Annotated in this window: 10 protein-coding genes; 3 read left to right on the top strand and 7 right to left on the bottom strand. The window is 49.7% G+C overall.

Annotated features, from left to right (window positions below; genetic code table 11):
* Window positions 1–35 precede the first annotated feature (35 nt).
* From FCS97_RS13090 to FCS97_RS13070, 5 genes are all read right to left on the bottom strand, one after another.
* Window positions 36–1,022, bottom strand: a complete 987-nt coding sequence (locus FCS97_RS13090) for a M14 family metallopeptidase (RefSeq protein WP_138518886.1) — start codon at window positions 1,020–1,022, stop codon at window positions 36–38.
* A 103-nt stretch (window positions 1,023–1,125) separates the two neighbouring features.
* Entirely contained in the window at window positions 1,126–3,492 is a 2,367-nt protein-coding gene (locus tag FCS97_RS13085) for an efflux RND transporter permease subunit (RefSeq protein ID WP_138518885.1), read from the bottom strand.
* 14 nt (window positions 3,493–3,506) lie between these two features.
* Window positions 3,507–4,667, bottom strand: a complete 1,161-nt coding sequence (locus FCS97_RS13080) for a WD40/YVTN/BNR-like repeat-containing protein (RefSeq protein ID WP_138518884.1) — start codon at window positions 4,665–4,667, stop codon at window positions 3,507–3,509.
* 105 nt (window positions 4,668–4,772) lie between these two features.
* Window positions 4,773–6,116: a DUF1329 domain-containing protein gene (locus FCS97_RS13075; protein WP_138518883.1), complete on the bottom strand. Its 1,344-nt coding sequence runs from the start codon at window positions 6,114–6,116 to the stop codon at window positions 4,773–4,775.
* Window positions 6,117–6,171: 55 nt separating this feature from the next.
* Window positions 6,172–8,154, bottom strand: coding sequence for a DUF1302 domain-containing protein (locus tag FCS97_RS13070; RefSeq protein ID WP_138518882.1), 1,983 nt, complete (start codon window positions 8,152–8,154; stop codon window positions 6,172–6,174).
* 281 nt (window positions 8,155–8,435) lie between these two features.
* Here FCS97_RS13070 and FCS97_RS13065 point away from each other — a divergent pair, with 281 nt between their 5' ends.
* Window positions 8,436–9,326, top strand: a complete 891-nt coding sequence (locus tag FCS97_RS13065) for a methylated-DNA--[protein]-cysteine S-methyltransferase (protein ID WP_138518881.1) — start codon at window positions 8,436–8,438, stop codon at window positions 9,324–9,326.
* Here FCS97_RS13065 and FCS97_RS13060 read toward each other — a convergent pair.
* Window positions 9,313–10,374, bottom strand: coding sequence for an SDR family oxidoreductase (locus FCS97_RS13060; protein ID WP_138518880.1), 1,062 nt, complete (start codon window positions 10,372–10,374; stop codon window positions 9,313–9,315). The genes FCS97_RS13065 and FCS97_RS13060 overlap by 14 nt on opposite strands.
* A 174-nt stretch (window positions 10,375–10,548) precedes the next feature.
* On the opposite strand from FCS97_RS13060, the gene FCS97_RS13055 reads away from it, so the two are divergent.
* Window positions 10,549–11,385: an alpha/beta hydrolase gene (locus FCS97_RS13055; protein WP_246066353.1), complete on the top strand. Its 837-nt coding sequence runs from the start codon at window positions 10,549–10,551 to the stop codon at window positions 11,383–11,385.
* Window positions 11,386–11,481: 96 nt separating this feature from the next.
* Entirely contained in the window at window positions 11,482–12,741 is a 1,260-nt protein-coding gene (locus FCS97_RS13050; protein WP_138518879.1) for a serine hydrolase domain-containing protein, read from the top strand.
* Window positions 12,742–12,784: 43 nt separating this feature from the next.
* Here FCS97_RS13050 and FCS97_RS16625 read toward each other — a convergent pair.
* Window positions 12,785–12,991, bottom strand: a 207-nt coding sequence (locus FCS97_RS16625) for a hypothetical protein (RefSeq protein ID WP_212746492.1), incomplete at its 5' end; no start/stop codon positions are given.

The raw sequence follows: 12,991 nt of genomic DNA, 5'->3' as shown, positions 1-12,991 counted from the left end.
TTAGGAAAAATTACTTAATTTCCCCCTCTTTGGGGTTACTGATTGGCCACTGCCACATAAAACCACTCCTGGCCAGCTTGTGACAGCGTATTTGGGAAAACAATAAATCCATCTCGACTCGCCCTGACCTCCTCCCCGCTCTGCCGAATGCCTATCAACTCACCTTTGCGTATTGGATCAAAGCTTGACCAGGCCCGCACAAATTGGTCGTCAAAATGTTGCTTGTCATTGACCTCAATCAAACTGAGGTGTTGATACTCGCTTACCGGTGACACTGGCAAGCCGTCGACCAATCCCAAATGAAGCAAGGTGTTGGCAATCGCTTGGTAAGCCACGCCAGGCCCGGCTGGGTCATCATGCTGACCACATTCCAAAGTAACCGCATAACCACCACTGGAGCGCATGCATTCCGTGGTACCCATGCCATAACGCGGATCGGTGTTCAAACCTTCGCCCGATTGACCTGTCGCCTTTAAATACGCAACTCGGTTTGCAACGCCCTTGGCATAGGTGTCCAGCCAACCATCCACAAAGCGACTCACCCCCAGCCTTAAGGCCAGACCACGCTCGGCTTCTTCGTGCTGAAACGACTCCAGCTTGGTCTTGTTGTTCTTTGGACCGAACAAAGCGAACGGCACGTCTCCTTTCTGAAAACTGTGGATGTCCAAAAGCACATCGTGCCCAGCCAACAGTGGACACAACCAGTTCGCCACATGGTCTTCAAAATCAACCGGATTGTTCGTTGGCGTCAAATTGCGGTTCAGGTTTCTGTCGCCATTGCGCTGCTTGCGGTTGTACGCCAAAGGGTTGGTAATTGGCACAAAAGTCAACTGCCCTTTGGTCAGCAGGCGTTCGCCCACCTCAAATTCCTGAATCATTTTCAGAATGGCCTTGCTGCCCGATACCTCATTGCCATGCACTGCACCCAAAACAATCAACCTTGGTCCTGGCTTCAACGCTGTGAACGTTACCGACTTGAACTGCAAGGGGTGAGGAATGGTGGGTAGCTCGGGAAACTGCATAGCCTGACGCGCGAAGAAATCTCTAATGCGAGGAGATTACCACAAACACATGGGCATAAAAAAAGGGCAGCCGAAGCTGCCCCTGAGTTCGTCACTTCACCAATTATTGGTTTGGTACCTCCACTGAGGGACCAAACCTTTTCTTCACCGCACCAAATGCAAACAAACGCACCAATGCTGGAATCAATATGACCGCACCTACCATGTTCCAAAGGAACATGAATGCCAGGAGCATACCCATGTCGGCCTGAAACTTGATCGCAGAGAATGCCCATGTGAACACGCCCAGCGCCAAGGTAACCGCAGTCAAAGCCACCGCCACACCAGTGGAACGTAAAGTTTCAAAATATGCATCCTTGAAGTTCAGACCCTTGGCCAGGAAACTTTCAAGTCTGTTGTAGATGTAAATACCATAATCCACCCCAATACCCACACCCAGCGCAATCACGGGCAGTGTTGCAACCTTGATACCCAGGTTCAGCTGCACCATGATCACCTTGCACAGTACCTCGGTGATGAACAAGGGAATCATGATGGCCAACATCACACGGAAACTCTTGAACTCCCACCAAACCAGCGCACCGACAATGCTGTACACCAACAGCAGCATGGTTTTCTGGGCCTGTTCCACCACAATATTGGTGGCAGCCTCGATACCACTGTTACCGGCAGCCAGGATGAACTTGGCATCGGCAGAGTCATTTTCCGCAGCGAAAGCCTGTACCTTGGCCACCACTCGCTCAAGTGTTTCTGCCTTGTGATCAGACAAAAACAAAATCACTGGCGTCATTGAACACTCGGAGTTGTACAAGGATGTGGGGATATTTTTGTGAGCCCCGTTGGAGATGAATCGATCACGTGAAATGGCCAGCCATTTCGGATTGCCACCATTGAAACCTGCAATGATGTTTTTCATCACCGTGAAAAGCGAAACGGTGCCCTCAACTCCCGCAGTATTTTCCATTTCCCACTGAAAGCGATCCACAACCGAGGCCACTGGGTAAGCGCCACACTCCCCTGCAGGCGTCTCTACCATGACGACAAACACATCCGAACTGGTGGAGTAGTTCTCTACCAAAAACTTCACATCCTGGTTGTAACGTGAATCTGGCCGCAATTCCGGTGCACCTGGATCCAAGTCACCAATCTTGATGCCAGAGGACGCATACAAACCACCCACCAAAACCAGGCCTGCCAAAGCACTCACACTGTACGCCACCTTCTTCTCGGTGAGTCGGGACAGGAAATGAGACACAGTGTGCTTGCTGGCTTCCTGTTTGGCGACCTGTCTTAAGCCTCGTTCGGTCACATCGGTGTAACTCATCAAGACAGGCAGAAGAAACATCTTGGTGAAAATGATCACAGCCACGCCAATTGAGGCACTGATCGCCAGTTCGCGAATAACACCAATTTCAATCACCAACAAAGTGGAAAAACCAACCGCATCGGCCAACAAAGCCACAGAACCGGGGATGAACAACAAATGGAAAGTGGCTTTGGAAGCCTCAATCTTGTCGGCACCGTGGAATCGCTCCGTCGCCATGGTTCGAACGTTTTGAATCGCATGGCTGACGCCGATTGCAAAAGTCAAAAACGGCACCAGAATTGAATAAGGATCCAAACCAAATCCAAGCAGGCTCACCGAACCCAAGTGCCAGATCACAGCCAATGAGCAACAGAAAATTGTAGCGGCCGTACTTTTCCAACACCTCGAATACCACAACAACAAAATTACAGTGAGGACAAAGGTAATCGCAAAGAAACCAGCGATGTCTTTTGCCCCCTCAATCAAATCACCCACCACTTTGGCAAAACCGGTGATGTGAATTGATATGTCGTCACTCTGGTATTTATCGCGAATCAATTCTTCAATTCGCTCTGACAATTTGCCGTAACTCAGCTTCTCACCCGTATCGGGATCCACTTCCAGCAGCGGTGCCAGAATAATTGCCGATCGCTGGTCGTTTGACACCAAGGAACCAATGCGCCCCGATCGTTCCACATTGGCCTTCACAGCTTCGATTTGCTCAGGCGTACCAGAAAAGCCCTGTCCAATCACAGGGCCCATGCGAAGACCCTCTTCTGTCACCTGCCGCCACATCACGTTGGGCGTCCAGATTGAGCTCAAGTTACCGCGATCCACGCCGGGAATATAAAACACCTCGTCGGTGATCAAGCGCAGCTTTTCCAGAAACTCCGCTTCGTAAATCGTGCCATTCTTGTTGTGAACCGCGATGCGAAGCACGTTACCCAAGGGGCGTAACTCATTCTCGTAGTTCAGGTAATTTGCAATGAACGGATGCGTGACAGGCACCATTTTCTGAAACGACGCATCAGGCCTCAGCTGCACTGCGTGGTAAGCAAAAAACACCGACAACACCGCAAATACAGCGATCACCAATTTGCGATGTCCGAACAAAATCGATTCAAAAAACCGTTCGACTTTTCCCAATTCTTCTTGATTGCTCATATCAATTCTTCCAGTTAGCGTGGCAGCGCGAGGGTTCGGGGGCCGTTCTGCCCGCTCAATACCAATGTGTCATTGACCAAAGCCATCCCTGTGACCGGTTTGCCTTCCTCATTGCTGACCATTTTCAAGGTAGTACCTGATTCATCGGTACTGACCAATCGACCCTTCTGGTCAACAAACAACACGGTCTTCCCAATCGTAATCCCTTGAACAAAGCTTTCCTTGCTTGGGCTCTTCAGTTGCCACCATGCCGTGGCCCCGGCTCCCAAACGATAAACATTTCCGCCAAAGCCGTATGCAAATACAATCGGCTGCCCCTGATCATTGCGCGTCACCACTGTGCCGTAGAAATGGCCGTTATAACCAGTATCAGACCGTGCCCAAGTGGCCCCGAAATCGTTGGAGATGTAAACCCGTCCAGCCTCACCCGCGATCAACAGCAAACCAGTGTCATCTCCGTACAAACCGTTGTAATGGCGAAAATCAGGATTGTCCAAGCGATTCGCAATCAGGGTCCAGGTCGTACCGCCGTCTGTGGTCTCAAAAATCTGACCATAGCTACCCACTACCCAGCCCGTGTTGGCATCCTTGAACCACACGTCCAGCATAGGACGAGCCGGGCCAAACCTGGCACCCGCCTCGGCGTCTTCAAATGCGAAAGTGGCTGTTTCCAGCGCTTCATTCATCTTGTCCTGCTCTGCCGGGCTGGCCGCATCGTAGCGGGCCTGCATGTCGTCCATTTTCTTTTTGGCAGCCGCCACCACCTGCTCGTTGGCTTTAATACCATCAAACACCTTCACCCAACTCGCGCCCGCATCTGTCGACTTCAATACCACGCCGTCGTGGCCCACTACAAAAGCAAGGTTGTCAGTCACAAACTGCACACCAGTCAAATTGACCGAGACAGGCACTTTGGCTTGAGTCCAAACTTTGCCCTCGTTGTCCTTGACACCCTGTGCAGTATCACCAGCGGCAAAATCACGTTTCAAAATAATGCCGCGCTCACCCACCATCAATACAGAATCGCCCATCGAAGTGACATTCAGCAACAGCGCTTTGGCCGCTTTGGGCGCTTGAATTGCAGGCAATTCCAGAGGATCTTTAAATGCATAACCGTATTGACTTGCACACAACCCAAAAGCGAGCAATGTTGCACGCAACAGTGGCTTACTCATGCCATCTCCAATTTAAAAAACCCAGAGAAGCAATTTCTCTGGGTCACAAAACAATTAAACCTCAGGCGCCTGGAACACAAAACGCACCAAGCCCCTGAAGCCTCATTACCTACCCATGCGACGCAGGGCAGCAGTTGAAAAGTCTGCCGTGGTGTACTTCTTGCCAAACTCCACTGGCTTTTCTTCATTGGTCAAGGCATTAACCAAGTAGCGGCGAGCCTGCAAATCGTAAATCACTTCACCAGCAGGACCAAAAGCTGGTGCATCGTACAACTGAACGCCATACACTTCACGTACTCGCCACAGGCCACCACGTGCATCGTACTGGTCCGCATGCAACACCGCCCATGAATCTTCATCGATGAAGAACACGCGCTTGGAGTAAATATGACGTGCACCAGGTTTCAAGGTAGCCTCTACCACCCAGACACGGTGCAACTCATAGCGCAAAAGCTCAGGGTTTACATGATTGGTTTGGATAATGTCTTTGTATTTCAGCGCCTTGCTGGTCAACTTGTAGTTGTTGTAGGCCACGTACATTTCTTTCTTGCCCACCAACTTCCAGTTGTAGCGGTCTGGAGAACCATTAAAACCGTTAAAGTCATCGTTGGTACGCAAGCCATCCGCACCAATACCGGGTGAATCGTATGCCAATTCAGGCGCGCGAATTACGCGACGCTGACCCGGGTTGTACTGCCAAGCCAAACGCGGCTCTTGAACCTGATTCAACGGCTCATGCACCAATGCCACCTCGCCAGCGGCATTTGCCGGCGCAGTAGTCTGGTTCAAGTAATAAAAAATTCGGTTGGGTTCAGGATCAGCCATGAACGATGCATAGGAAATCGTCTCTGTACGCTTGCCCACAGTGAAGCTGCCGTTGGTTTGCACCGGAAAATCCGCCGAATAACGCGTGATCGAACCACCCAAATCACGCATGATGTGGTTCCAGATCACCTGTATTCCCTCTGTCGGAATCGGGAAAGGTACATTGGACTTCTTCAAATTCACAATACCATTGCCACCCTCAGCCAGCTTGATGCCAGCGGCCTCTTCCTTGGCAAACTTGTAGACATCTGGACGATAGGCTGCCGTACGCTGTGTCGGGTACACATTGATTTTGTAGCTTGGGTAGCGCTTCATCATTTCCATTTGCCCGGGCGCCAACTTGTCCTTGTGCTGCTCCATATTGGCGGCAGTAATGGTCAACGTCGGCTTGTCCGCGGCAAACGGATCCAGATAACCTTTGGCCGGATCAAATCCCGCCGGCGGCTTGCTCAAGCCACCGTTCCACGCAGGAATGGTTCCCGCTGCGTTGCCGGCTTTTTCTGCGCCGACAGGGGTCAATGTAGCACCCAGCTTTGAAAAATCGGCAGACTGCGCATGCGCAGTTGCTGCTGAGCCCAGCAGTGCCAAGGACACGGCCAACTGCTTGATTTTCATCAATTTCATTTCAATACTCTCCTAAAAACAAACCTTGAATGGCTCACCCTCGTCTTTCCACCTTTTACAGGTTGGCGCCCACTACCAAAGACACGAAGTCACGATCTTTGAATGGATCAAAATAAGCCTTGTCATTGAACATGCTGTAATTCATCTCGGCAAAATACTTGGCCGACTGAATTTCAGCGCGCAAACCCAAGCCCAAATTCATGCGGTCTTCAAGAAACACACCGTCTGCGGAATAGCCTTTGAAGTCATGCGAGAAGAAAATACGTGGCGCCAAAGTCACGCCAAAAATTGCGTCTGGATATTGCGCAACCGACAAAATACGATAACCAAATGCGGTTTCAGTTGCATACCCGTCCACCGCACAGTTCTGAGGATTCGGATTCACACCGGCATTGCAGTCACCACCGTTGTAGGTTGCATGCGCCCCGGCGCCAAAGGCTGGGGAACGGCCAAAACGCTCACTGGTAAATGGGTCACCAATGCCTCGCCACATCTGCGCACCAATCTCGCCAATGACAGCAACCTGGCTCGCGCCCAGTCGACGGGGAAACAAGGCAATTGTCGACATCTGGGCCTGAATTTTGTCCAAGGGCTTGGAGCCAGGCAAAATTGAACCAACAGGGAACTGTGCATTGTCGCCATAACGTGCCAAAGGCCCATCTCCAGTTGCTCCACCCTTCAACAAATCTGCAGTGTTGTACGCAGCCGGGAAGTCTTTGGTGTAACTCACTTCACCGAATACCGAGTATCCAAACAATTCAGTGGCAGCCGACAAACCTGCAACCTGAATATTTTCCGAACCGTAATCAAAGAAATAAGACAGCGGATTCACTACACTTTGACCGGCGAGTTCAAGTCCGTTGAACAATGAACCATCGAAACCAGACGGAGTTTTCTTCAAAGACAAATTCGGGATGCGCTGGTGATAGTTAACAATGTATGCACCAAACTCCGTACCAATCTCGCCCGCATAATATCGACCCGACAAACCGACCTGCCCAGAGTCTTTGGGTCTACGGTCAGCCAACTGGGCCATCCTGAAATTCAAACCACTCAAATCTGCGGGTAATCCGGTAATACCGCCTAAAAGTCCGGTCAACGGTCCCAATCCCGAGAATAAGGTGGTGTCGATAGGAATACCACCGGCAGTAATCGTGCCCCCACCAGAGAAGCTTTGCTGGTCGTCATATCCAGTGAAATCAATGTCACCAACCGGTGTACTCAAAATACCGGGATTGATTGGAGCACCCTGGAAATTACAGTTCAACAAATCCGCTTGGGAGAAAAAAGTACCGCACCCATCAGCAACCACTTTTTCGTGGTTTAGCTGAATAAATCCCTCTAGCGAGAGTTCATCGGTGGCCTGAATATTTGCTGAAATTTGAGGAATCGGTAAAAACACTTCCTTCAACTGGGCACCCGGGCGGCGAAGTGCAGCCGAGTCAAAGTTGGAATACTGGTTCACACCACCCAACACGAACAAGGCTTCACCCCAGGTCACAACCTGGTTACCGATTTTCAGTGTTAGCGGCTTGCCAAGCGGCTCATAATTGCCAAAGAAGTAAGCATCCAGAAACTGGGCGTCTTCAAACTTTGTGCCCTTGTCAAAACCGTTGTCATTCAAAGGCTCATTCGGTCGGAATCCATTGTTCGATGAACCATGGGGCACTCTATTGCTTCGGTTGTGAAAATCCGAGAACGCTTTGGCTCGGATAAACACACCATAATTGTCTTTTTTAAGCTCAAGTTCACCTACGGCCTTGGCCACAGCATTGAACACATCGCCCTTGCTGTAGTTCAAATTACCGTCATCCACCGTACCGCTTGACGCCTTGCCACCATTACCAATGAACACTAGCGACTCATCAGCGTCTTTTGTTCGCATGGATGCGCCGACTGTCACCTCCATCGCCCACCGACCTTCAATACCCGCCGGCCCCTCAAAAGAACCAGCAGCGGAAGACAAACCGTGCATGGACACCAGCGCAGATAGAACGGCAAATTTCAATGTGGAATTCTTGGGCAGAAAACCGGCCATGTGTGTCTCCTCAGGGCCTTGCTGGCCTCTCGAATAGATAGTGCGATAACTAATCTAAAGTGTGTAATTGTTACCCCTCATACTAAGACACACTCCATTTAGATTCACAAATCGAACAATACCCACAAGAAATAGAAAAGCGCCTGCAAAAATCCATGTAACTTGTGAGTAAATTTCGATTCTTACTGTGCGCCCAAGTTTAAATTTGCGCAAGAAACAGATTGCCCTAACAAACAGTAAGAATCAGACTGACAAAGTGAATAACCATTCAGAACGCGAACGTGAAACAATTTGAAACCGACAAACAGTACAAGCTGATTGAGAAAGCGATTCAGATTCTGGAACAACATGCAAAAAGCTTTGCAGGTCAACACACTGGAACTGAACCAAAACTAGCGGAATTGGCCAGACACCTGCACACCTCCCCTTATCATTTGCAACGCACCTTCACAGCATGGGCGGGACTCAGCCCAAAACAGTTTTTTCATTGTTTGCAGAAAGACCACGCACGCAAACTGATTTCTTCCGGAAAAAGCATGCTTCAAGCCACCAACGACCTCGGCCTGTCAAGCAGCAGCAAACTCCACCACCTCATGTTGAAGTTTGAAGCACTCACACCCGGCGAGATAAAAAATGAAGGACTGAATCAAATAATCACCATTGGGCAAGCAAGCAGCCCTTTCGGTCAAGTATTTGTTGGCCTCACGAACAAAGGCATAAACAGCCTCGAATTCGAAACACCAGAACTGACTTATGAATCGTGGAAAAATGAGATTGAGAAACTGTATCCAAAGGCAACGTTCAATGAGTCACACTCAACAACGGACAAACTGATTCAGCAAATTTTTCACCGGGCAGACCATCAAGCATTCGATTTTCATTTGCACCTGCGAGGTACCCCCTTTCAGCTTCAGGTCTGGCAAGCATTGATCCATTTGCCGCTGGGGCAACTGGCCAGTTATCAGCAAATTGCCACCCGGGTCGGAAAACCGTCTGCCAGCCGCGCCGTGGGAAGCGCGATTGCGAAAAACCCGGTTGCTTTTCTGATTCCCTGTCACAGAGTTATACAAGCCACAGGCGAATTGGGCCAATACCGCTGGCAAACTGAACGTAAAAAAGCCCTGCATCTATGGGAGCAGGGCCAAATCACAGCTCAAGTTAACGCCGCTTGAGCAAGCCGTCCTCAATCATTTGCGCAAAATGGTCGCACAAGGTTTCAATCAACGGTCTGTACTTCACACCCAATATATCAATCGAACGACTATTGTCAAAACTCAAGTGATAACCCACATTCTTCTGAATAAATTCTCGACTCACCCCGGCTGCAATCGGCGCAACAAGCTTCACCAAAAACTTGGGCAACTGCTTGGTTGGCAATGGGTACTTCGGGAAACGTGTCCGCAAAATGGTGGCCATTTGCAACAAACTGGCGGTGTGAGCAGTCAGAATATAGCGCCCCTCCGCCTTGGAATTAAAACCAGCCAATACATGCGCCTTGGCCACCTCGCGAACATCGACAATCCCAAACTCCAGCATTGGCACACCTGTCCTCTGCCGACCACTGCCCAAATCTCGCATCACATCAATACTGGTGGATTGGGTTTGAGTGGTCAATGAAGGCCCCATCACCAAACTGGGATTGATTGTTACCAAGTCCCAGCGAGATTGATTTTTGCAAATTTCCCATGCCTTGCGTTCAGCCATCACTTTTGAATACGAGTAAGGCTGATGACTGTCGCTGCTGGTGTTATTCCAAAGCTGCTCGGTGAAAATACCGCCAGGAGCCTTCAAAATTTCAACAGCATCCCCGTAAATAGAGGCAACTGAACTGGTCAACACCACCCGACGAACCGTCTCAACCTCATTACAGGATTTCAATACATTCTCGGTGCCTTCCACAGCAGGACGAATCAGCGCCTCATAAGGGTCAGTAATCCCCTTGATCACAAAAGGCGAGGCGGTATGAATCACCAACTCACACCCTTCAACAGCCGCCTTGAAACTGCCAGGCTGAATCAAATCTGCGTCAAACAACTTCAAGGTGCCTTTGGCACCATCAGCCAGCTTCCACAGGTGCGCAACCGAACTGGCTTTGCTTGAATCACGCACCGTCGCGTGCACCAGAAAGCCCTGGTCGAGCAAATCCTTCACAATCCAACTGGCAATATATCCCGAAGCCCCAGTCACACAAACCGGCTTGTTCTTGTCAATTGCTACCATCGTCATCATCCTGCGTTCAAATTCTGTTTAATATAAAGCATCACCAATGAATAGCACCGCTCGTGCGCACCACTGTAGCATCCCATGAGATCAACACTGTCTTTTCTACGCACCCTTAAAGTTATTCCATTAATCCTCTTGGGCGGCTGCTCGGCGCTTCAGGTGGTTAATTCAGTGTCCAAAATTTACACTGCAGAAGTGAAAGAAAACATTGAATTCGGCACGCATCCCAAACTGAAATACGACCTGTACCTACCCAGCGATCCGAATGAAGAATTCAGCAATACCCCGGTTGTCGTTTTCTTTTATGGTGGCAGCTGGAACAGGGGTGACAAATCTGAATACGAATTTGTTGGCCGCCGCCTTGCGTCCATGGGTTATATCACTGCAGTACCCAACTATCGCCTATACCCCGAAGTGCAATACCCCGATTTTTTGGAAGATGGCGCGCAAAGTATTGCGCACCTGAGCAAAGAACTGGCCAAGCCTGAATACAAAAAGCTAAACCCCGCTACGCAATATGTTTTGATGGGCCACAGTGCCGGGGCCTACAACGCCGCCATGCTCGCACTCGACCCACGCTGGCTAAATGCTGCCGGTGTTGAGCATCAAACCAGTGTTCAGGGATTAATTGGGTTGGCCGGTGCCTACAACATCTATCCGATCAAAGACACAGATGTACAGCCAGTATTCAATCACCCCAATTACCCGCCCAAATCGCAGCCAATTGACTACGCTGACAAAAACAATGTTCCCTCGCTACTATTGGCCCCCCAAACTGACACCTTGGTCAGCATCGAAAGAAATACGATTGCGCTTCACAAGGTCTTGAAGGCCGCCGGGAATCCATCGACAGTGGAAAGTATTGAAGGGACCGATCACATCACCCTGATTGGCACCCTGTCGCCGCTCCTGTTCTTCAAAGGAAGCACAGCCAAACCAATCGACGACTTCATGCGGGAACTCCATCAAAAAAATCAACTGAGCTCCGGAACGCCCGGGCAAGGCTAGAGAGTCCGCCCTAAAAACTCAATTGACCTGAGGTTTGGCTTGGAATGATACTTGTAAGTTACACAAATACTTACAACAACGAGACAAGCCAAATTTATGTTCAAAAAAACAAATACTGTTTCCATCCCGAGAAACGTTGGATCGGTCACTCAAATCGACTCCAAAGCAGAAACCAGCCCCTATGACGTCAGCATGACCCGCGACAATGTCGAGGCCATATGGAACAGCGTTGAAAGCTTTTACCGAACTGGTTTGCAACCAGGAATGACCATGGTTGTTCGCCGTCAAGGCGAAATCGTGCTGAAACGTTCAATTGGGCACGCCCGCGGTAACCCGCCCCCAAATCACCCCGATCAAGATGTCGATCAAGTGTTAATGACACCCGACACGCCAATTTGTCTGTTCTCTGCCTCCAAAGCAATTACAGCCATGCTCATTCACAAACTCTGCGAGCTGGGAAAACTTGAACTCAATGACACCATTGGTCAACACATTCCTGAATTCGCATGCAATGGCAAGGAAAACATTACGATCGGGCAAGTGTTGTCACATCGTGCCGGTGTTCCTCAAATACCCATGAGCAACCCGCACCCCTCTTTGCTTTTCAAATGGGACAGTGTGATTGATTTGATCAATTCTGGGTACACAAACCGTGGAGACGGAAGCCAACAGGCCTATCACGCCATCGTCGGGGGTTATATTCTCGGTGAATTGGTGAAAAGAATAACCGGGAAATCAGTAGAATCTGCCTTGCAGGAATTCATCGCAAAACCTTTAGGCGCCAAATACCTCACCTATGGTCTTCAAAAAAAGCATCAAGAACAAGCCGCGTTCAACTACAGCACGGGCGCCACGCCAGTATTCCCAATCAATGTGTTGGCCAAACGAGCCCTGAACATTGAATTTGAAAAAATTGCCAGTATTTCAAATACCCCAAGCTTTATGGACGCCAGCATACCTGCCGGCAACATCTATGGAACAGCAGACGAAGTCAGCCGCTTTTATCAAATGATGCTCGATGGTGGAACATTCAATGGAAATCAAGTATTTGAGGAATCAACGATCAAGCAGGCCACCCGCCCAGCAGGCCCACTAACAATCGACCAAACGCTGATGATTCCGATTCGATTTTCAACCGGCTTCATGCTGGGTGAGAATGTATTTTCCTTATTTGGAATAAAAGCTCGCAAAGCATTTGGTCACCTAGGCTTGATCAATATTGTGACATGGGCTGATCCTTCGCGAGATATCTCTGTCGCATTTTTGAATACAGGAAAATCGTTGGATCCCAGGTCAGTACCAGCGCTGGGCAAAGTACTGGTTTCAGTAAGCTCCAACTGCAGTGTCTTGAAATAATCATTTCCCCCCTGATCTGCGGCTGTCTCTGAAAGTGTAGCTATCAAACAAAAAAGCCAGTTACTTTTGAACTGGCTTTTTTGTTTGGATCGATTGGTGGCTCAAGTGAATGCTTGAGGCAATAAAAAACCCCGCGTCCTTTTGGGAGCGGGGTTTTTTGGAATTGGAGAGCCTGACGATGTCCTACTTTCACATGCGAATGCACACTATCATCGGCGCTAAGGCGTTTCACGGTCCTGTTCGGGATGGG

The sequence above is a fragment of the Limnobacter alexandrii genome (assembly GCF_005871185.1).
In the GTDB taxonomy this organism is placed as follows: Bacteria; Pseudomonadota; Gammaproteobacteria; order Burkholderiales; family Burkholderiaceae_B; genus Limnobacter; species Limnobacter alexandrii.
This window is presented reverse-complemented; position numbering and strand designations above follow the sequence as displayed.

Excerpts from the sequence above, each read along its gene's own strand:
- FCS97_RS13090 (WP_138518886.1), bottom strand. The coding sequence starts at position 1,022 with ATGCAGTTTCCCGAGCTACCCACCATTCCTCACCCCTTGCAGTTCAAG.
- FCS97_RS13085 (WP_138518885.1), bottom strand. The coding sequence starts at position 3,492 with ATGAGCAATCAAGAAGAATTGGGAAAAGTCGAACGGTTTTTTGAATCG.
- FCS97_RS13080 (WP_138518884.1), bottom strand. The coding sequence starts at position 4,667 with ATGAGTAAGCCACTGTTGCGTGCAACATTGCTCGCTTTTGGGTTGTGT.
- FCS97_RS13075 (WP_138518883.1), bottom strand. The coding sequence starts at position 6,116 with ATGAAATTGATGAAAATCAAGCAGTTGGCCGTGTCCTTGGCACTGCTG.
- FCS97_RS13070 (WP_138518882.1), bottom strand. The coding sequence starts at position 8,154 with ATGGCCGGTTTTCTGCCCAAGAATTCCACATTGAAATTTGCCGTTCTA.
- FCS97_RS13060 (WP_138518880.1), bottom strand. The coding sequence starts at position 10,374 with ATGGTAGCAATTGACAAGAACAAGCCGGTTTGTGTGACTGGGGCTTCG.
- FCS97_RS13050 (WP_138518879.1), top strand. The coding sequence starts at position 11,482 with ATGTTCAAAAAAACAAATACTGTTTCCATCCCGAGAAACGTTGGATCG.